The organism is Streptomyces sp. NPDC028928 (genome assembly GCF_055564915.1).
In genome coordinates this window covers 85,835-104,676 of sequence record NZ_JBVHVI010000002.1, presented here as the reverse complement: position 1 = coordinate 104,676, position 18,842 = coordinate 85,835, and the positions used below count along the sequence as shown (strand labels likewise).

The following is an 18,842-nucleotide window of genomic DNA, read 5'->3' as shown; positions in this document are numbered from 1 at the left end:
CCGGGTGGGAGCCACGTCACAGCAGCCGCAACCACCCCTCGACCACCGGCCCGTCACTCAGCGCGCCGGTGTCCGTTCCCGCAGCCGCCGTGTCACCCAGGCCCCCACCAGCGCCACCACCGCCATCGGCAGGAAGACGGCGGCGAAGGCGGCGGGATGCCCGCCGTCGGCCTCCGTGGCCGTGGTGGCCGCGGTGCTGCCGCCGCCGAGGGCGGCGAAGGCCGCGCCGGTCGCCGCGAGGAGGACGACGTTGGAGAGGGCGTCGGAGATCTGGAGCGCGGCGGAGTTCGTGCCGGCCTCCTCCGGGGCGGACAGCTGGAGCAGCAGCACGCTGGTGGAGGAGATCACCAGGCCCATACCGAAGCAGCCGACCCCCCAGGCGGCGGCGACGGTCCACACGGGCACGGAGTGCACGAGCACGCTCGGCGCGGTGACGATCGCCACGGCGACCAGCACCATCCCGACGGTCATCAGCCGCTCCCGGTACGGCGCCAGGCGCGCCCGGGACTGCACGAAGGACCCCAGTGCCCACGTCCCGCCGCCCGCCGCCAGCGAGAAGCCGGCGAGGGTCGGCGACAGCCCGCGCTGGGTGACCAGCATCAGCGGCACGAAGGACTCGGCGGCGATGAAGGCCCCTGCCGCGAGGCCGCGCAGCAGCACGACGGAGGGCAGGCCGCGGGCGGCCCGGTAGGTGCCGCGGGGCAGCAGCCCGAGCACGGCGGGCACGAGGAGAGCCGCCCCGGCCAGGCCCGGGAGCAGGGACAGGGGGCGCAGATCCTGGGCGGCGTACTGGAGGAGCCCGGCGCCGAGGGAGATACCGAGCGCGAGCCGGATCCGCCGCCGGTCGAAGGGCTCGGCCCCGGCCTGCTCGTCCACCGGGCCGGACGCCCGCCGCCGTATCCGGGGCAGGGCGAGGGCGAGCGGGAACACGACGAGGACCGGGATGCCGAGGAACACCCAGCGCCAGCCGAGGTGCTCGGTGACGGCGCCGGAGGCGAGGGGGCCGACGATGGAGGGGACGACCCAGCCGGCCGCGAAGGAGGCCATGATCGCCGGCCGGAGCCGCTCGGGGTAGGCGCGCCCCACGACGACGTACAACGCCACGATGACCAGTCCGCCGCCGAGTCCCTGCACGGCCCGACCCAGGATGAACACCCACATGACCTGGGCGGTCCCCGCGACGACCAGCCCCGCCGCGAAGGCCCCGATGCCGGTGGTGAGCGCCCCGAGGGGTCCCCTCCGGTCGGACCACTGCCCGGCGAGCACCATGCCGAACAGGCTGGTCGTGAAGTACCCGGAGAAGGCGAACGCGTACAGCGCCACGCCGTCCAGCTCCCGCGCGGCAACCGGCATGGCGGTCCCGACGGCCGTCGCCTCGAACGCGATGAGCACCACGACCGACACGATCCCGATACTGAGCGCCCGGTACGCCCTGCTCAGCACGCCGCCGTCCTGCTCGACGACCGGATCGAGAACAGCGGGGTCACGGGATCCAAGGGCACTCATGCTCGCCAGAGTAAGGCCCACGACCACCTTTGGCCCCTGTCAGGAGTCCCACCCTCCCTCAGCCCTTGGTCGTACACCCACCCCCCTTCATGAACGCCGTATGGCAGTCCCGTTGCAGCCCCACCACTCCCCTTGAGCCCCCTGCCGACGGCCCCGTACGTTCTTCTCACGAAACACGGCCGTGTGCCCGAGTGGCTCAGGGACTCGCCTGCAAAGCGAGGTACGCGGGTTCAATTCCCGCCACGGCCTCCAGAGGGCTTCGGCGGCCGGTCACAGGCGGGTGACCGGCCGCGTGCCCGAGTGGCTCAGGGACTCGCCTGCGCCGCATCCGACAGCGAGCTCCGCTCGCGGAGAGGTACGCGGGTTCAATTCCCGCCACGGCCTCCAGAGGGCTTCGACGGCCGGTCACAGGCGGGTGACCGGCCGCGTGCCCGAGTGGCTCAGGGACTCGCCTGCGCCGCATCCGACAGCGAGCTCCGCTCGCGGGGAGGTACGCGGGTTCAATTCCCGCCACGGCCTCCAGAATCGCGCTACGGCGTCGTATCCGACCCGGGTCGGTGCGCGTTGGGCCGTGTATGAACGGTATCCACGTCACTCGCGCGCTGACGTTGCTCCTCGCGGTCGTCGGCGCGCTTGTCGTTGCGGGGCCCGCGAGGGCCACCTCGGTCATCGGGTTCGGGAACGCGGCCTTCGGGAACGTCTGCGCCAACCTCGGCGGGCCTCGGGCCGGCGCAGCCACGGAGCAGGCCAGTGGTGCCGGCGGCGGTCTCGGTGTGGCCCTGCCGGTCGGCAGCCCGGGTAATCAGTGCGGGACGCTGGGACTGCCGACCGCCCTCCACGAGGTGGGTGGGGTCGACACGATCGGCACCCTGACGGGCGGGGAGGTCTAGAAGACGCCGCCCGCCTCGTCCTGGAAGAGTTCCGTCCAGTAGTGCCAGGTCGTCTCCGGGAGCGTGCCCGTCGGGTCGATCGACCGGAGGGTGTGGATCATCAGGGCGACCAGGTGGTCGTAGGCGTGGGTCGCCAGTTCCCCGCCGAGGTGTTCGTCGATCGTGCGCTCGTGGTGGATGAGCCAGAGGGTGAACGCCAGGGTGGAGACGTCGGTGTTGAGGGGGTAGAGCGCCGCCTCGGGCTCGTTGAAGGTGAGCACCGCGCCCGTTCTGCCGTCGACGACCAGGCTGTTCTCCTCCAGGAGCCGGCCGAGGCGGATCAAGTGGTCGCAGTGGGCGGGGAGTTCCGCAACGGGGTAGTCGGGGCGCTCCTCGGTGAAGTACTCGCGGAGGGTCGGGAGCGGGACGTCCGTGTCGGCGTGGAAGAAGACCGCGTCCTCCGGCAGGCCGGTCTCGCGCAGGAAACGGCGGGTCGGCTCGTGGGTGAGCGTCGTCGGGAAGTCGACCTCCTCGAAGCGGGCCACCCTGCCGTGCCCGAACTCCTGGTCCAGGACGCGCGCGGGGACGTCGAGGGTGAGACCGGAGGCCGTACCGGGGCCGGCGACGAGGGAGAGCGGGCGGATCAGGGCCGCCGCCTTCCAGTACGGCGGGACCTGCCCGTCCGTGCCCTCCTCGAAGAGGGTGAGGAGTCGGCGGGAGGCCTCGGTCACCGTCTTGGGGCCGTACTGGCCCGCCAGGGCGGCGAACCGGCCGCGCAGGCCCGCCAGTTCCTCGGTGACCGCGGCGAAGCGCAGCAGCGTGGCCAGGGAGGGCGCGAAGGGGCGGGGGTCGGACGGGTCGAAGAGGTAGGCCGTCGTCAGCTCGCCGGTCACCCCGTCGAGCAGGATCGACTCGCGCTCCATGCCGGCCGGGGTGAGGAGTTCGCCTATCACCAGGCGGCCGCGCAGCTCCTCCGCCAGGCCGAAGGGGCTGTCGGCGGCGTCGGCGAGCGTGCGCAGGCCGTGGGTGCGCAGCGGGGAGAAGGTCAGCAGGCCGGTCTCCGCGGGCAGGCCGGCGCCCGTGAGCAGACCGCGCGTGGGCGGGTGCGAGACGTAACGGTCCAGCTCCGCCTCGGTCAGCGTGATCACCGGTACGCCGGCGTCGGTCGTGCTCATCGCTCCCCCTGCGAGCTTCCCTGGACGTGACAGTCCCGCGCACACCGTCGTACGCGGACCCGGGCAGGTGCCCCCCACTGCTCAGCACACTACGCCGCCCCACTGACAACGGCCCTCGAGAAGGGAAGACGTCAGGCGACCCGGGCTCGTTGCGCGTCCGCGAGGATCGCTTCCACCGTCTCCTCCGGTGTCCACCCGGACGTGTCCAGCCAGAGGCCGATGCGCGGGGTGCGCAGGCGCAGTTCCTCGTCCAGGGCGGCCACGGTCCACTCCCCGCCGTACCCGGTCTTCGCCCGGCCGGCCTCGCGGGCCGCGACCTCCGCCGCGGCGGGCGCCAGCACCACCACGTGCAGGGGGCGGGTGCGGACCAGGCCGACGTACGACCGCAGGTGCTCGCCGAGTACGACGTCCTGCACGACCGCGGTGAAGCCCGCCGCCGCGTACCCGTCCGCCGTCGCCGCCGACAGCCGGTACCGCAATGCGAGCTGGGCGGCGGCCTCGCCCCGCGCCCCGGGGGCGTACTCGGCCCGCCCCGACACGATCATCCGGCGGAACGCGTCGCCCCTCACGTGCGCGGCGCGCGGCAGCCGTTCGGCCAGGCGCTGGGCCACCGTCGACTTGCCCGCCGCCATCACCCCGCTGACCAGGACGACACCGTCCATGCCGGCCATCAGGTGAGGTAGATCCCGCCCAGCACGACGGCCGGCGCGGCCACCGCGAACAGCAGGATCCACAGGGCCAGCCGGCCCACGCCGGGCGTGGGTTCGTAGCGCGGCTCCCCGGGCGGCGGGGTGCTCACCGGTCCGTCACCACGGCCGCCTGCGGGCGGATCGGCAGGCGGTTGACCGGGCGGCCGGTGGCGGCGCGGACCGCGGAGGCGATCGCGGCCGGGGCCGTCACCACCGGGACCGCGCTGACCGACTTGGCGCCGAAGGGCGCCACCACGTCCCGTTCCTCGACCAGTTTGACGATCCGGATGTCGGGGGCGTCGAGGGCGGTCGGCAGGGCGTAGCCGGTCAGGTCGGGGTGGCGGATCAGGCCACGGGGCGTACGGAGGTTCTCGGTGAGGGCGATGCCCACGCCCTGGGTGACGCCCGCCTCGATGCGCGCCGCCAGCTGCGCCGGGTTCAGCACCCTGCCCACGTCCTGGGCGACCGCCAGCTCCACCACCCGGACCGAGCCCAGCTCGACGTCGACGTCCACCACCGCGCGGATCGCGCAGAACGCGAGGCCCACGAAGGCGTCGCCCTGGCCGGCGGCGTCCAGCGGCTCGGTGGGATGCGGGCGGCACTGGGCCGTGGCCCACAGCTCCTTGCCCTCCAGCGCCTCCGTGACGGTGGTCGACAGCACCCCGTCGTACGAGGTGATCTTGCCGTCGGTGATCTGGAGCAGCTCGGTGGACATGCCGAACTTGTGCGCCAGGGGCTGGAGCAGTTGCGTGCGGACCATCTTGGCCGCCCGTTCCACCGCGCCGCCCGACACCCAGGTGTGCCGGCCCCGGCAGCCCGCGCCGGCCGGCGGCTGGTCGGTGTCGACGGGGGCGACGTGGACCTCCTCGACGCCGAGCGTCTCCTGGACGATCTGCCGGGCGAGGGTGGTGAAGCCCTGGCCGGTCTCCACGGCCGCGCACAGCACGGTCGCGATGCCGTCGTGGACCTTGACCGTCGCGGTCGACACCTCGTCGGCGCCCTCCGCGCCGAGCATGTGCACCATGCCCAGGCCGTAGCCGACGCCCCGGCGCACCGCGCCCGGTTCGCCCGCGCCCTCGGGGCCGCCGGGCAGCAGCCACTCCTCCTCGGGGGTGTCCTTGGGCAGCGCCGGGAGCGGGAAGTCCCGTACCGCCTGGAGGAGTTCGGCGACCGGGGCCGGGCAGGTCACGGTCTGGCCGATCGGAAGGACGTCCCCGGTCGCGAGGACGTTGCGCAGGCGCAGCTCGGCCGGGTCCAGGGCCAGCTTCTTCGCCAGCTTGTCCATCTGGGCCTCGTAGGCGGCGCACACCTGGAGGGCGCCCTCGCCGCGCACATGCCCGGAGGGCGGGTTGTTGGTGCGCACGGCCCAGCCCTCGATGAAGGCGTTCGGGACGACGTACGGGCCGCACGCGAAGGAGACGGCGGCGGCCAGGGCGTCGGCGGAGGTGTCGGCGTACGCGCCCGCGTCCAGCAGGATCTGCGCCTCGACCTTCACCAGCTTGCCCTCGGCGTCGGCGTGGTGGCGGTAGCGCAGCAGGGTGGGGTGGCGGTGGGCGTGGCCGAGGAAGGACTCCTCGCGGGTCGCCGTCAGCTTCACCGGGCAGCCGGTCTTCAGCGCGAGCAGGCCGAGGGGGAGCTGGAAGCCCTGGTCCTCGCGGTCGGCGGTGGCGCCGGGCACCCCCGTGACGACGATCTTCACTCGATCGGGGGGCAGGCCGTAGCAGGCGGCGGCCGTGTTGCGGTCGGTGTGCGGGTCGGTGGAGGCCAGGTACAGCTCCACCCCGCCGTCCGGGCGCGGCACGGCGAGGCCGGCCTCGGCGCCGATCGGGGCCGGGTCCTGGCGGCCGATGCGGTACAGGCCCTCGACCACCACCTCGCCGACCGCCTCCGGGTCGCCGTGGCGCAGCGGGATGTGCCGGATCAGGTTGCCGTCGGGGTGCAACGGCTCGGCCTCGAAGGCCTGTTCCGGGTCGGTGACCGGGTCGAGGACCTCGTACTCCACGATGACGGCGGCGGCGGCCATCCGCGCGGTGTCCGGGTGGTCGGCGGCCACGGCCGCGATGGGCTCGCCGTGGTGGCGTACGACCTCGGAGGCGAACACCGGCCGGTCGGGCGTGCCCCGGCCGTGGCGGGGCGTGCCGGGCACGTCCTCGTGGGTGACGACGGCACGGACGCCGGGCATCTCGCGCGCGTGGGTGGTGTCGATGGAGACGATGCGCGCGTGCGCGTGCGGGGAGCGCAGCACGGCCGCCCACAGCAGACCCTCGGCCCACAGGTCGGCCGCGTACGGGAAGGTGCCCTCGGTCTTGGCGCGGGCGTCGGCGTGCGGCAGGGAGGCGCCGATGCCGTGCGGCAACGGCTCGGCCGCGGGGGCGGGTTCCGCGGCGGTGGTCGCGGTGCCGGCTTCGTTGCTCACGCCTGGCCTCCGTCCTGGCCGTAGTGCTGGTCCTGCGGTCCCGGCGGGGTGCCGTACGGGTCCGGCGTGTCGTACCCGTCCGGGGTGCCGTACGCGCCGGGGGTGTCGTACGCGTCGGGGGTGTCGTACGCGCCGGGGGTGTCGTACGCGTCCTGGGTGCCGTACGGCTCCGGGGCCTGCGGGGTGGCGAAGGCGCCCGGTGCCTCGAACGCCGACGGGTGGACGCCGCCGGCGCCGGGGCCCGCCTGGTGCGGGATGCGTGCCTCGTCCGTCTCGCCCTCCGCGCCGGCGTGGGACGCCTCGCGCTCGGCGACGACCTCCTTGACGGCCTCCAGGACGCCCCGGTAGCCCGAGCAGCGGCACAGGTTGCCGCACAGGGCCTGCCGGGTCTCCAGCTCGGTCGGCGCCGGGTTGCCCTCCAGCAGGTCGTGCACGGTCATCGCCATGCCGGGCACGCAGAAACCGCACTGCACGGCACCGCAGCGGGCGAGCGCGCGCTGTACGTCGGAGGGCTGTCCGTCGGCGGCCAGGCCCTCGACCGTCCGCACCTCGCTGCCGGCCGCGGTGACCGCCGGGACCAGGCAGGAGGCCACCAGGCGGCCGTCGACCTGCACGTTGCAGGCCCCGCACTCGCCCTGGGAGCAGCCGTCCTTGGCGCCCGCGAGGCCGAGCCGCTCGCGCAGCACGTACAGCAGGGACTCGCCGATCCAGGCGTCGGTGACCGGGCGGTCGGTGCCGTTGACGCGCAGGACGTAGGAGGCGAGGGGGTGGTCGTCGTGCGGGGGCAGGGGTACGGCGTCCTGCTCCTCGTCCGCCGGCTCGCCGCCCGCCGGCTCCTCGTCCGCGTGCTCCACGGCCGCGTGCTCCACGGCCGCCTGCTCCACGGCTGCCTCGGGTACGTCCTCCTGCGCGGGGGCGGGGTCCTCGTGGGCGCCCGGGTCTTCGGAGGGGGCGCCGTCCGGCGCGGGTGCCTCGACGGCGTGCTCGGGTGCGGGGGCTTCGGCCGGGGGTGCGGCTGCCTCCGGGGCGTCGGCGGGGGCCTCCGGTGCCGCCGGGCCGGCCGTGGCCGGCGTTGTGGCGGGCTCCGGCGCCTCGACCGGGTCCGCCGGCTGCTCGTGGCCCGCGGGGACGTCAGCGGGGCGCTCAGGGGCCTCGGCGAGGGCGTGGGCGTCCTCGTCAGGCGCCGTACCGGGCTCGCCCGCCGCGCCGGGCGTGTCGGCCTCCCCGGCGTCCACCGGGTCCAAGGCGTCCACCGGATCCAAGGCGTCCACCGCGTCCACGGCCTCGGCGGCATCGACGCCGTCGATGTGACCCGCGTCCTGCGGAACGTACCCGTACCCGTCCTCCGGACCGTACGCGTCCGGCACCGCTGCCGGGGCGCCCCCCGCCGGATGGGCGCCGGTGTGGTCCCACGCGTGGCCCGCGCCGTCCGTCGCCCAGGGTGCCGGCGCGCCGCCGGGCAGGGTGGCCGGCGGGGTACCGCCCCACTGCTCGACCAGCGAGGACGTGGTGTACTCGCCCGACTCGTCCGGAAGGTCGCCGCCGGCGACCGGGATGGACCACTGCCCGGTGACGTCGTGGCCCGGGGCGGCCGGTGCCGGGGGCTCCTCGAAGGTCCAGTGCTGGGTGGCCCCCGGCTGGTACGTGAACCGGTCGTCCGCGGGCTGCGGCCGGCCCGGCGTGGCGTTCGGGTCGGGCCACTGGCCGCCGCCCTCGGGCGCGGGCCAGGTGTCCGCGGCGCCGTCGGCGTGCGTGGCCGTGATCTGCGGCGGCACGTAGCCGTGTCCGGGCGCGGCCAACGGGCTGTCACCGGACAGCAGGGCGTCGATGCCGCCCTCGGGGAGCTTGACGAAGGCGGTCGCGCCGTCGTCGTAGTCGCCCTGGGGCAGCGGGTCCCAGCGTCCGCCGCCCTGGGGCGTGCCCTCTCCGTGCTGGTCGTCGGTCACGACAGCGCCCTCCCCAGTGCTCGTCGGGCCAGCGCGGCGACGGTGCGCCGCAGGTGCAGTACGGCGGGCGGAAGCGGGCTCACCGAGCCGTCGGGCTCGGGGGCCGGGTCGGGGATGCAGGCCGCGGCGACGTACTCCCCGAAGGCCTGCAGGGCCTCCGGGACGAGCGCGCGGTCGTTGTCCCAGTCGATGAGCCGCGCCACCCACTGCTCGGCCTCCAGGGGCCGCAGCGGCATCGGCGCTATGGCCCCGACGGCGCAGCGCACGCCGCGCCGGGCGGGGTCGAGGACGAGGGCCACGGAGGCCAGCGCGCGGCCCGGGCCGGTGCGTCCGGTCGCCTTCAGGAAGACCTGCGGGGCGTGCAGCAGCGGTACGCGCACGTAGCCGATGAGTTCGCCGCCGCGCAGCATCTCCACGCCGGCCAGCAGGTGCGACACCGGGATCTCCCGGCGGGCTCCGCCCGGGCCCGCGATGATCAGCGTCGCTTCGAGGGCGGCCAGCACCGGCAGCGCGTCGCCGGTGGGGGCGGCGGAGGCGATGTTGCCGCCCAGGGTGCCCGCGTTGCGGATGTGCGGCGGGCCCGCGGCGCGCGCGGCGGCGGCGAGCGCCGGGATGAGGGCCGCGAAGTCGGGGCGGCCCATGCGCGCGTGCGTGAGGCCCGCGCCGAGCAGCGCGTGGCCGTCCAGGTACTGCCAGCCGCGGATCTCGCTGATCCGGCCGAGGCCCACCAGCGCGGAGGGCCTGAGCTGGCCGGAGTTGACGGCGGCCATCAGGTCGGTGCCGCCCGCCACGGGGACGGCGGTGGGCATGGCGGTCAGGGCCGCCACGGCCTCGTCCAGTGTCGTGGGCAAGGTGACGGCCTGCGCCGCCTGCGGTGCGTGCGTGGTCAAACCGGCTGCCCCTTCCCGCTGCCCCACCTGGTCCCGCCTGTGTTGCCGTACGGTACGTGCTGACAGGGCGGACGACGCAACTCTGGCACATCTTCGCAACGCCCGAACGCGGGGGTCCGCTAGGAGGCATTCGCCCACCTCACCAGGGGGATGGTCCGTTTTCGCACGGCTTCACCGGTGCGCACCGATTGCCACTCTTCGGTGGCAGTGCCGGGGTTTTCCCGTTACCTGTTCGGTGACGGCCCCGCGCGGCTACCGGTTCGGGGGCGGCCCCTCGATCGGGCGGCCGAGCACGCCGGGGCGCTTCTGCCAGGGGCGGGGTCCGGCGGGTGGCCGGTATGCGACGCCGAGGGCGTCAAGTCGCCGGTAGTGGGCGGTCATCCGGCGTTCGAAATCGGCGTAGTCCCGTTCGGCGGGGGCGGGCAGCGGGCTCCAGGCGACCTCGGCGAAGGCCGCGAGGCGGGGGAAGGTCTGGTAGTCCACACGCGCGGTGTCCTCCAGCACCTCGGTCCACACGTTGGCCTGGGTGCCGAGCACATGCCGGGCCTCCGCCTCGGTGAGCCCCTCCGGCACGGGCTCGAACCGGTAGACGTCCTCCAGGGTGCGCACGAAGCCGATCGGTACGGGCTCGTCCTCGCCCGGGGCCTGACGGTGGTCCAGGTACACGTACTGCTCGGGGCACATGACCACGTCGTGGCCCGCGCGCGCGGCGGCGATCCCGCCCGCGTAGCCGCGCCAGGAGGAGACGGCCGCGCCGGGCGCCAGTCCCCCCTCCAGGATCTCGTCCCAGCCGATGAGGCGGCGCCCGCGCGCGGCGAGCCAGGCGTCGAAGTGCCCGATGAACCAGGACTGCAACTCGTCCTCGCCGGCGAGCCCGAGGTCCGCGATACGGGTCTTGGCGGTCACGGACTCGGTCCACTGCTCCTTGCGGCACTCGTCGCCGCCGACGTGGACGAACGCCGAGAACTCGGCCGCCTCGGCGGGGAACAGGTCCAGGACCTCCTCGAACACCCCCTCGTAGAACCGCAGGGTGGTGTCGGTGGGAGCCAGGACGTTGGCCGAGATGCCCCAGGTGTCCCAGACGGAGAGGGCGGTGGTGTCGATGACGTCGGTGTTGCCGAGTTCGGGGTACGCGGCGATGGCGGCCTGCGAGTGGCCCGGTACGTCGATCTCGGGGACGACGCTGATGTGCCGTTCGGCGGCGTAGGCGACGATCTCCCGGATGTCGTCCTGGGTGTAGTGACCGCCGTGCGGTTTCTCGTCCCACAGCGGTGAGGCGCGGTGGCCGAATTTCGTCCTCGTACGCCAGGAGGCGATCTCGGTCAGTTTCGGATACCGCCCGATCTCGATCCGCCAGCCCTGGTCGTCCGTCAGATGGAGGTGCAGGACGTTGAGTTTGTGCGCGGCCATCAGGTCCAGATAGCGCAGCACCCCCTCCTTGGGCATGAAGTGCCGGGCGACGTCGAGGAGCAGGCCGCGCCAGCGGAAGCGGGGGGCGTCCTCGATGACCTGGGGCGGCACGGTGAGGGCGGCATCCCGCCGTACGGGGGCGCGCCGGAAGGCCTCGGGACCGAGCAGCTGACGCAGGGTCTGCGCGCCCCAGAACACGCCGGCGGGCCCGCCGCCGCGGATCTCTACGCCCCGGCCGGCGACGGCGGCGAGCCGGTACGCCTCGGGTGCCAGGCTGTCGTCCAGGAGCAGCCGTACCCCGTCCGGGTCGTCCGGGGACCCGGGGCGCAGCGGCAGCCCCAGGGCCTGGCCGAGGGTGGCGCGCAGCCAGCGCTCGGTGCGTTCGGTGCCCGGGCCGGCCCACAGCGTGGTGCCGTGGCCGAGCGGCACGGCGGCCCCCGTCGTCCCCTCGACGGCGCGCGGCGCCGGAATCAGTTCCACGGACATCGGCCCCTCCCCTGTTCCCCTGCGCGACGCCTCGAAGGCTAAGGACCGGACCGAGCCACCACAAGAGGTCTGGACCAGTCATCGGCCGGAGAACACAAAGATCCCCGGGACGCGCCTGACGCGCGCCCCAGGGACCTCACCGTCTGCGGGCGGACCGGGGACGGCCTACTTGTCGCCGCCCTTGCCCTTGCCCTCGTCGCCGCCGCTGCCCATGGACTCGTAGATCTCCTTGCACATCGGGCACACCGGGTACTTCTTCGGGTCGCGGCCCGGCACCCAGACCTTCCCGCACAGCGCCACGACGGGGGTGCCGTCGAGGGCGCTCGCCATGATCTTGTCCTTCTGGACGTAGTGGGCGAAGCGCTCGTGGTCACCGTCGCCGTGGGACACCTGCGGCGTCGGCTCTACGAGGGTCCCCGTACCAGTCCCGCGCTCGGGCTCGAGAGTGCTCATATCAGCAAGGGTACTGAAGCTCACACGCATCAGTTGAGCGACGGGTCGTCCGGATACGTGGCCACCATCGCCAGCTCGTTGCGCTGGCGGCGCAGCACCTCCCGCCAGAGTCTCTCCGGGGCCGGTGAGGAGACGTCCCCCGGCTCGGACTCGACGACGTACCAGGCGCCCTCGACCAGCTCGTCCTCCAGCTGGCCCGGGCCCCAGCCGGCGTACCCCGCGAAGATTCTCAGGGACCCGACGGCGGAGGCGAGCAGTTCCGGCGGGGCCTCCAGGTCGACCAGGCCGATCGCACCGTGCACCCGCCGCCAGCCGAGCGGCGCGCCGTCGCCGTTAGCGCCGCCGGGGATGACGGCGACGCCGAGCGCCGAGTCCAGCGAGACGGGGCCGCCCTGGAAGACGACACCGGGCTCGCCGGCGAGGTCGGCCCAGTCCTCCAGGATGTCGCCGACGACCACCGGGGTGGGCCGGTTGAGGACGACACCGAGGGAGCCCTCCTCGTCGTGGTCGAGAAGGAGCACCACCGCGCGGTCGAAGTTCGGGTCCGCCAGGGCGGGGGTAGCCACGAGCAGCCGCCCTGTGAGCGAGGACACCTCGGTCATGCCAGACATGATCCCGCATCTTCCCCCGGTGTGGGGAGCCAATCGGGGGGCGGGGGTGTGAGCAGCTCAGGGCGCACCGAAGCCGTACGGGCGCACGCCCGTACGCCGGTGACCCCATGTGCCCGTCACGGAACGGTTCGTGTTGTGACACACCTATGACGCGGCTGGGCGGTCCTCGGGCTTACGGGCGGGGGGTGATCGGCGATTACCCTGTCTTCCCGGCCCCCGCGCACAGTGACCGGCCGGCCCCTGACCAACTCATCGGAACGCGAGATTCATGACCGTCAACGACGATGTCCTGCTTGTCCACGGCGGAACCCCGCTGGAGGGCGAGATCCGTGTCCGCGGTGCGAAGAACCTCGTACCGAAGGCCATGGTCGCCGCCCTGCTGGGCAGCGAGCCGAGCCGACTGCGCAACGTTCCGGACATCCGTGACGTGCGGGTCGTCCGCGGCCTGCTCCAGCTGCACGGGGTGACGGTCCGACCGGGCGAGGAGCCCGGCGAACTGGTGCTGGACCCGACGCACGTCGAGAGCGCCAACGTGGCTGACATCGATGCCCACGCGGGTTCCAGCCGTATCCCGATCCTGTTCTGCGGCCCGCTGCTGCACCGCCTCGGCCACGCGTTCATCCCGGGCCTCGGCGGCTGCGACATCGGCGGCCGGCCCATCGACTTCCACTTCGACGTGCTGCGGCAGTTCGGCGCGACCATCGAGAAGCGGGCGGACGGCCAGTACCTGGAGGCCCCGCAGCGGCTGCGCGGCACGAAGATCCGGCTGCCGTACCCGTCCGTCGGCGCGACGGAGCAGGTGCTGCTGACGGCCGTACTGGCCGAAGGCGTCACCGAGTTGTCCAACGCGGCCGTGGAGCCGGAGATCGAGGACCTCATCTGCGTGCTGCAGAAGATGGGCGCGATCATCGCGATGGACACCGACCGCACGATCCGCATCACGGGTGTGGACAAGCTCGGCGGCTACGCCCACCGCGCCCTGCCGGACCGCCTGGAGGCCGCCTCCTGGGCGTCCGCGGCGCTCGCGACCAACGGCAACATCTACGTCCGCGGCGCCCAGCAGCGCTCGATGATGACGTTCCTGAACACCTACCGGAAGGTGGGCGGTGCCTTCGAGATCGACGACGAGGGCATCCGCTTCTGGCACCCCGGCGGGCAGTTGAAGTCCATCGCGCTGGAGACGGACGTGCACCCCGGTTTCCAGACGGACTGGCAGCAGCCGCTGGTGGTGGCCCTGACGCAGGCCACGGGCCTGTCCATCATCCACGAGACGGTCTACGAGTCCCGGCTCGGCTTCACCTCCGCGCTGAACCAGATGGGCGCGCACATCCAGCTCTACCGCGAGTGCCTGGGCGGCTCCGCCTGCCGCTTCGGCGCGCGCAACTTCCTGCACTCCGCGGTCGTCTCGGGCCCGACCCGGCTCCAGGGCGCCGACCTGGTCATCCCCGACCTGCGCGGCGGCTTCTCGTACCTCATCGCGGCCCTGGCCGCCGAGGGCACCTCACGGGTGCACGGCATCGAACTCATCAACCGCGGCTACGAGAACTTCATGGAGAAGCTCGTGGAACTCGGCGCGAAGGTGGAACTGCCGGGCAAGGCGCTCGGCTGAGTCCTCCCACGGCGATGGGGCGGCACCCGGTGTTCGGGTGCCGCCCCATCGCGGTTGTTTCAGAGGATCCCCGCACCGTCCCGTTGGCACAGGGACGGCAAGGTCACTTGCCCTTCGCCGCTTCCTTGAGCTTGCTGCCCGCGGTGACCTTCACGCTGTAACCGGCCGGGATGTTGATGGGCTCACCGGTCTGCGGGTTGCGCGCGGTGCGAGCGGCACGGTGGGTGCGCTCGAAGGTCAGGAAGCCGGGGATGGTGACCTTCTCGTCGCCCTTGGCGACGATCTCGCCGACGGTCTCGGCGAACGCGGCCAGCACGGCGTCGGCGTCCTTGCGGGTCACCTCGGCGCGGTCGGCCAGCGCGGCCACCAGCTCACTGCGGTTCATGTTGTTACTCCCGTGTTTTTCTTGCCGTTGGGGTGTGCCACGCGGCGGAGCCGCCCGAGGCACTGCGATGCCGATGCGCTCGCGCCCAGGGACGCATCCTGCCCCTACCTGCGGCGGGAAAGCCAATCCGGCACCCGTAGGAGTCGTGAGAACACCCTGGGGAGTCACACGAAAAGCGCCCGCTCGGCCGTCACCCTAGAGCGCGTCCGGCATCTGGCGGTTCCACGACGCGCCGGTGCGGGGGCTGCCGTGGTGATGCTCACAGCCCCCTTGCACACTACGACACGCCGCGATCAGGCCGCCTTGGCGGCCTCGCGGACCGCTCCGGCGACGGCGCCCGCGACCTTGTCGTTGAAGACGCTGGGGATGATGTAGTTCGGGTTCAGCTCGTCCTCGGTGACCACGTCGGCGAGGGCCTTGGCGGCGGCGAGCATCATCTCGGTGTTGACCGTGCGGGACTGGGCGTCCAGCAGGCCGCGGAAGACGCCCGGGAAGACCAGCACGTTGTTGATCTGGTTCGGGAAGTCGGAGCGGCCGGTGGCCACGACGGCCGCCGTCTGGCGGGCGACCGCCGGGTCGACCTCGGGGTCCGGGTTCGCGAGCGCGAACACGATGGCGCCCTCGGCCATGGCGGCCACGTCGGTGCCGTCCAGGACGTTCGGGGCGGAGACGCCGATGAAGACGTCGGCGCCGCGCACGGCCTCCTTGAGGGTGCCCGTGAGGCCCTCGGGGTTGGTGTTGTCGGCGATCCAGCGCAGCGGCGAGTCGGCCGGGGCGTTCACCAGGTCCTCGCGGCCGGCGTGGACGACACCGTGGATGTCGGCGACGACGGCGTTCTTGACGCCGGCGGCGATCAGCAGCTTGAGGATGGCCGTACCGGCCGCGCCGGCGCCGGACATGACGACCCGGATGTTCTCGATCGCCTTTTCCGCGACGCGCAGGGCGTTGGTCAGGGCGGCGAGCACGACGATGGCGGTGCCGTGCTGGTCGTCGTGGAAGACGGGGATGTCGAGGGCCTCGCGCAGCCGGGCCTCGATCTCGAAGCAGCGGGGCGCGGAGATGTCCTCGAGGTTGATGCCGGCGAACCCGGGGGCGATCGCCTTGACGATCTCCACGATGGCGTCGCTGTCCTGGGTGTCCAGGCAGATCGGCCAGGCGTCGATGCCGGCGAAGCGCTTGAAGAGGGCCGCCTTGCCCTCCATGACGGGCAGCGCGGCCTTGGGGCCGATGTTGCCGAGGCCGAGCACGGCGGAGCCGTCGGTCACGACCGCAACGGAGTTGCGCTTGATGGTGAGGCGGCGGGCGTCCTCGGGGTTCTCGGCGATGGCCATGCAGACGCGGGCCACACCGGGCGTGTAGACCATGGAGAGGTCGTCACGGTTGCGGATGGGGTGCTTGGACGCCATCTCGATCTTGCCGCCGAGGTGCATGAGGAACGTACGGTCCGAGACCTTGCCCAGCGTGACGCCCTCGATGCCGCGCAGCTTCTCGACGATCTCCTCGGCGTGGGCCGTGGAGGTGGCCGCGATGGTCACGTCGATACGGAGCTTCTCGTGGCCGGACGCGGTGACGTCGAGGCCGGTCACCGAGCCTCCGGAGGACTCCACGGCGGTGGTGAGCTGCGAGACGGCGGTTCCGCTCGCGGGCACCTCCAGCCGGATCGTCATCGAGTAGGAGACGCTGGGCGCCGTTGCCATGGCCGACTTCCTCTGCTTTCACCGTGTCGCGAGTTGTGCCGTCCGATCGTCGCACCTACCGCTCAGTACGTGGTAGTCGCCCTGAGTTGCGGACGTTTTGTTCACGCGGGGTTCCCCGGCAGGTGCTGGTTTCGGAAAACCACTTCCACCATACGAGAAACGATCAGACAAAGAAAGAGACCCACGTCACTGGGGTGACGTGGGTCTCTCACACGTTCATGACACCGACCCGCCATGCTCGCCTCGCGGCAAGTGGTCCCTCTGAGGGACGAAGGTTGGGCCCGGGGGCTTGGATCGGGCCGGTGCCACACCCAGGCTAACAAACGGATCCCGCAAGGCCATTCCCGTGCGGAAGGTTCAGTCCCTGAGCAGGTCCGGGACCCCCGCCGCGTCCGGCGCGTCCCGTTCCCCCGACACCACCGTGAGCTGCTGGGTGGCCCGGGTCAGCGCGACGTACAGCACGCGCAGCCCGGCCGGCGACTCGTCGGCGATCTCCGCGGGCGAGACGACGACCGTCGCGTCGTACTCCAGGCCCTTGGCCTCCAGGCTGCCGAGGGCCACCACCCGGTCGCCGAGCCCGGCCAGCCAGCGCCGGGCCTCCTCGCGACGGTTCATCGCGACGACCACGCCGACCGTGCCGTCCACCAGCCCGAGCAGCCGCTCGGCCTCCGCGCGCACGGTCTTCTCCAGCGAGTCCGCCACGACCGTGAAGCGCGGCTCGACCCCGGTGGACCGTACGGCCGACGGCGCCTCGGAGCCGGGCATGGCGAGCGCCAGCACCTTCGCGGCCAGCTCGGCGATCTCGGCCGGGTTGCGGTAGTTCACGGTCAGCTGGAAGCGGCGCCGGGGCCGGGTGCCGAGGGCCTCGTCACGGGCCTCGGCCGCCTCGTCCGGGTCGGACCAGGAGGACTGCGCCGGGTCGCCGACGACCGTCCAGGTGGCGTGCCGGCCACGGCGGCCGACCATGCGCCACTGCATCGGCGTGAGGTCCTGTGCCTCGTCCACGATGACGTGGGCGTACTCGGTGCGCTCCTGCGCGAGCCGCTCGGCCCGCTCCCGCTGGGTCTCCTCGCGCACCGGCATCAGCTCCTCCAGGCCGGTGAGCTGGTCCAGCGGATCGAGTTCGCGCTTCTTGCGCGGCCGGGCCGGTGCGCCGAGGATCGCCTGCAGCTCGTCCAGCATCGCGATGTCGTGCACGGAGAAGCCGTCGCGGCGGAGCGAGCGGGCGACCTTGCGGACCTCGCCGGGGTTCAGGATCCGCCGGGCCCAGCGGCCGAGCCGCCTCTCGTCGGCCATGGCGGCGAGCACGGACCTCGGGGTCAGCTCGGGCCACCAGGCGTCGAGGAAGCCGATGAAGGAGTCCTCGCTGGTGACGTCCTCGTCGAAGGAGGAACGCAGCTCGGCGGCCAGCTCCGGGTCGGTGTGCCGGCCGGCGGCGCCGGACTTGGCCCACAGGGCGTCCAGCAGCAGCCTGCGGGCGCGCGGGCGGAGCAGGTTGACGGGCGCGGTGCCGCCGAGGGCGGTACGGCGGATACGTTCCAGCTCGTCGGCCTCCAGTTCGAGGCGGCGCCCGAAAGCGACGACACGCAGGCGGGACGGCGGACCGGTGACCGTTTCCTCCCGCGGCGCGGCGGGCCCCAGCTCCAGGGCGCCCCGGGCGGCCTTCCGCAGCACCTTCAGCATCCGGTACGAGCCCTTGGCGCGGGCCACGGCCGGGGAGTCGTACAGGGTGGCCTCCGCGCCGTCGACCAGCGAGCCGATCGCGCGGATCGCGACCTGGCCCTCCTCGCCGAGCGAGGGCAGCACGCCCTCGGTGTAGGCGACGAGCAGCGGGGTCGGCGAGACGATCAGGATGCCGCCGGCGTAGCGTCTGCGGTCCTGGTAGAGCAGGTAGGCGGCGCGGTGGAGGGCGACGGCGGTCTTGCCCGTGCCCGGACCGCCCTCCACGTAGGTGATGGAGGCGGCGGGAGCGCGGATCACGAGGTCCTGCTCGGCCTGGATGGAGGAGACGATGTCCCGCATGGTGTGGCTGCGGGCCTGGCCGAGGGCGGCCATCAGGGCGCCGTCGCCGATGACGGGCAGCTCACGGCCGTCGAGGCGGGCCGTCAGCTCGGGCCGCATCAGGTCGTCCTCGACGCCGAGCACCCGGCGCCCCTTGGACCGGATGACCCGGCGCCGTACCACCCGGCCCGGATCCACGGGCGTGGCCCGGTAGAAGGGCGCGGCGGCGGGGGCGCGCCAGTCGATGACCAGCGGTGAGTAGTCCTCGTCCAGGACGCCGATCCGCCCGATGTGCAGGGTCTCGGCGATGTCGGCGGTGTTGTCCTCCCGCACGGCGCCCTCGGCGGGCTCCACGGCGGTGTAGGCGCCGTCGGGCCCCTTCTTCCCGTCCTTGCCGAGCAGCAGGTCGATCCGCCCGAAGAGGAAGTCCTCGAACTCGTTGTTCAGCCGGTTCAGATGGACGCCGGCCCGGAAGACCTGCGCGTCCCGCTCGGCCAGCGCGCCCGGGGTGCCGACCTGGCCGCGCTTGGCCGCGTCGTTCATCAGGAACTCGGCCTCGTGGATCTTCTCCTCCAGCCGCCGGTACACCCGGTCCAGGTGTTCCTGTTCGACGCTGATCTCCCGGTCACGGACGGAATCGTGTGCGCCGTGTACCGAGCCGACCGCGGACTGCTGAACCTGAGCGGCCACCGGGCCCCC

15 protein-coding genes and 3 tRNA genes are annotated in these 18,842 nt (G+C 73.2%); 5 read left to right on the top strand and 13 right to left on the bottom strand.

Annotation, left to right across the window (positions count from 1 at the left end):
• Positions 1-57 precede the first annotated feature (57 nt).
• A complete protein-coding gene (locus ACZ4U1_RS06285) occupies positions 58-1,506 on the bottom strand; it encodes an MFS transporter (protein ID WP_467900275.1) in 1,449 nt (482 codons plus the stop codon).
• A gap of 177 nt (positions 1,507-1,683) precedes the next feature.
• On the opposite strand from ACZ4U1_RS06285, the gene ACZ4U1_RS06280 reads away from it, so the two are divergent.
• From ACZ4U1_RS06280 to ACZ4U1_RS06265, 4 genes are all read left to right on the top strand, one after another.
• Positions 1,684-1,758, top strand: a tRNA-Cys gene (locus ACZ4U1_RS06280).
• Between the two features lie 34 nt (positions 1,759-1,792).
• A tRNA-OTHER gene (locus tag ACZ4U1_RS06275) sits at positions 1,793-1,893 on the top strand.
• 34 nt (positions 1,894-1,927) lie between these two features.
• Positions 1,928-2,028: transfer RNA gene (locus tag ACZ4U1_RS06270), tRNA-OTHER, on the top strand.
• Positions 2,029-2,081: 53 nt separating this feature from the next.
• Positions 2,082-2,396 carry a chaplin family protein gene (locus tag ACZ4U1_RS06265; RefSeq protein WP_467900273.1) on the top strand — a complete coding sequence of 105 codons (315 nt, stop codon included), beginning with the start codon at positions 2,082-2,084 and terminating at the stop codon, positions 2,394-2,396.
• Here the strand turns inward: ACZ4U1_RS06265 and ACZ4U1_RS06260 are convergent.
• From ACZ4U1_RS06260 to ACZ4U1_RS06220, 9 genes are all read right to left on the bottom strand, one after another.
• The gene (locus tag ACZ4U1_RS06260; RefSeq protein WP_467900270.1) at positions 2,393-3,550 is read right to left on the bottom strand and encodes an SUKH-4 family immunity protein; all 1,158 of its coding nucleotides are present in this window, start codon (positions 3,548-3,550) and stop codon (positions 2,393-2,395) included. The two genes, ACZ4U1_RS06265 and ACZ4U1_RS06260, sit on opposite strands and share 4 nt — an antisense overlap.
• 131 nt (positions 3,551-3,681) lie before the next feature.
• Positions 3,682-4,212 (bottom strand): AAA family ATPase, encoded by a 531-nt coding sequence (locus ACZ4U1_RS06255; protein WP_467901441.1) that lies wholly within the window; start codon positions 4,210-4,212, stop codon positions 3,682-3,684.
• Positions 4,213-4,220: 8 nt separating this feature from the next.
• On the bottom strand, positions 4,221-4,349 hold the full coding sequence (locus ACZ4U1_RS06250) for a hypothetical protein (RefSeq protein ID WP_467900269.1): 129 nt from the start codon (positions 4,347-4,349) through the stop codon (positions 4,221-4,223).
• Positions 4,346-6,655: a xanthine dehydrogenase family protein molybdopterin-binding subunit gene (locus tag ACZ4U1_RS06245; protein WP_467900267.1), complete on the bottom strand. Its 2,310-nt coding sequence runs from the start codon at positions 6,653-6,655 to the stop codon at positions 4,346-4,348. Before ACZ4U1_RS06245 ends, ACZ4U1_RS06250 begins: the two co-directional genes overlap by 4 nt.
• Positions 6,652-8,601, bottom strand: a complete 1,950-nt coding sequence (locus ACZ4U1_RS06240) for a (2Fe-2S)-binding protein (RefSeq protein ID WP_467900265.1) — start codon at positions 8,599-8,601, stop codon at positions 6,652-6,654. The genes ACZ4U1_RS06245 and ACZ4U1_RS06240 overlap by 4 nt, the downstream gene beginning before the upstream one ends.
• Positions 8,598-9,491, bottom strand: coding sequence for an FAD binding domain-containing protein (locus tag ACZ4U1_RS06235; RefSeq protein WP_467900263.1), 894 nt, complete (start codon positions 9,489-9,491; stop codon positions 8,598-8,600). The genes ACZ4U1_RS06240 and ACZ4U1_RS06235 overlap by 4 nt, the downstream gene beginning before the upstream one ends.
• Positions 9,492-9,743: 252 nt before the next feature.
• Positions 9,744-11,387, bottom strand: coding sequence for a beta-N-acetylhexosaminidase (locus tag ACZ4U1_RS06230; protein ID WP_467900261.1), 1,644 nt, complete (start codon positions 11,385-11,387; stop codon positions 9,744-9,746).
• 165 nt (positions 11,388-11,552) lie between these two features.
• Positions 11,553-11,840 carry a DUF3039 domain-containing protein gene (locus ACZ4U1_RS06225; protein WP_189294548.1) on the bottom strand — a complete coding sequence of 96 codons (288 nt, stop codon included), beginning with the start codon at positions 11,838-11,840 and terminating at the stop codon, positions 11,553-11,555.
• A 29-nt stretch (positions 11,841-11,869) separates the two neighbouring features.
• Complete coding sequence (locus tag ACZ4U1_RS06220; protein ID WP_030651615.1) at positions 11,870-12,442, bottom strand: YqgE/AlgH family protein; 573 nt, start codon at positions 12,440-12,442, stop codon at positions 11,870-11,872.
• Positions 12,443-12,719: 277 nt separating this feature from the next.
• Here ACZ4U1_RS06220 and murA point away from each other — a divergent pair, with 277 nt between their 5' ends.
• Entirely contained in the window at positions 12,720-14,060 is a 1,341-nt protein-coding gene (gene murA, locus ACZ4U1_RS06215; RefSeq protein WP_467900258.1) for a UDP-N-acetylglucosamine 1-carboxyvinyltransferase, read from the top strand.
• A gap of 103 nt (positions 14,061-14,163) precedes the next feature.
• Here murA and ACZ4U1_RS06210 read toward each other — a convergent pair whose 3' ends face one another.
• From ACZ4U1_RS06210 to ACZ4U1_RS06200, 3 genes are all read right to left on the bottom strand, one after another.
• The gene (locus ACZ4U1_RS06210; RefSeq protein WP_023550134.1) at positions 14,164-14,445 is read right to left on the bottom strand and encodes an HU family DNA-binding protein; all 282 of its coding nucleotides are present in this window, start codon (positions 14,443-14,445) and stop codon (positions 14,164-14,166) included.
• A 293-nt stretch (positions 14,446-14,738) separates the two neighbouring features.
• The gene (locus ACZ4U1_RS06205) at positions 14,739-16,142 is read right to left on the bottom strand and encodes an NAD-dependent malic enzyme (protein WP_467900256.1); all 1,404 of its coding nucleotides are present in this window, start codon (positions 16,140-16,142) and stop codon (positions 14,739-14,741) included.
• Between the two features lie 357 nt (positions 16,143-16,499).
• Positions 16,500-18,833: a HelD family protein gene (locus ACZ4U1_RS06200; RefSeq protein ID WP_467900254.1), complete on the bottom strand. Its 2,334-nt coding sequence runs from the start codon at positions 18,831-18,833 to the stop codon at positions 16,500-16,502.
• Positions 18,834-18,842 lie beyond the last annotated feature (9 nt).

Excerpts from the sequence above, each read along its gene's own strand:
- ACZ4U1_RS06285 (WP_467900275.1), bottom strand. The coding sequence starts at position 1,506 with ATGAGTGCCCTTGGATCCCGTGACCCCGCTGTTCTCGATCCGGTCGTC.
- ACZ4U1_RS06265 (WP_467900273.1), top strand. The coding sequence starts at position 2,082 with ATGAACGGTATCCACGTCACTCGCGCGCTGACGTTGCTCCTCGCGGTC.
- ACZ4U1_RS06260 (WP_467900270.1), bottom strand. The coding sequence starts at position 3,550 with ATGAGCACGACCGACGCCGGCGTACCGGTGATCACGCTGACCGAGGCG.
- ACZ4U1_RS06255 (WP_467901441.1), bottom strand. The coding sequence starts at position 4,212 with ATGGACGGTGTCGTCCTGGTCAGCGGGGTGATGGCGGCGGGCAAGTCG.
- ACZ4U1_RS06230 (WP_467900261.1), bottom strand. The coding sequence starts at position 11,387 with ATGTCCGTGGAACTGATTCCGGCGCCGCGCGCCGTCGAGGGGACGACG.
- ACZ4U1_RS06225 (WP_189294548.1), bottom strand. The coding sequence starts at position 11,840 with ATGAGCACTCTCGAGCCCGAGCGCGGGACTGGTACGGGGACCCTCGTA.
- ACZ4U1_RS06220 (WP_030651615.1), bottom strand. The coding sequence starts at position 12,442 with ATGACCGAGGTGTCCTCGCTCACAGGGCGGCTGCTCGTGGCTACCCCC.
- murA (WP_467900258.1), top strand. The coding sequence starts at position 12,720 with ATGACCGTCAACGACGATGTCCTGCTTGTCCACGGCGGAACCCCGCTG.
- ACZ4U1_RS06210 (WP_023550134.1), bottom strand. The coding sequence starts at position 14,445 with ATGAACCGCAGTGAGCTGGTGGCCGCGCTGGCCGACCGCGCCGAGGTG.
- ACZ4U1_RS06205 (WP_467900256.1), bottom strand. The coding sequence starts at position 16,142 with ATGGCAACGGCGCCCAGCGTCTCCTACTCGATGACGATCCGGCTGGAG.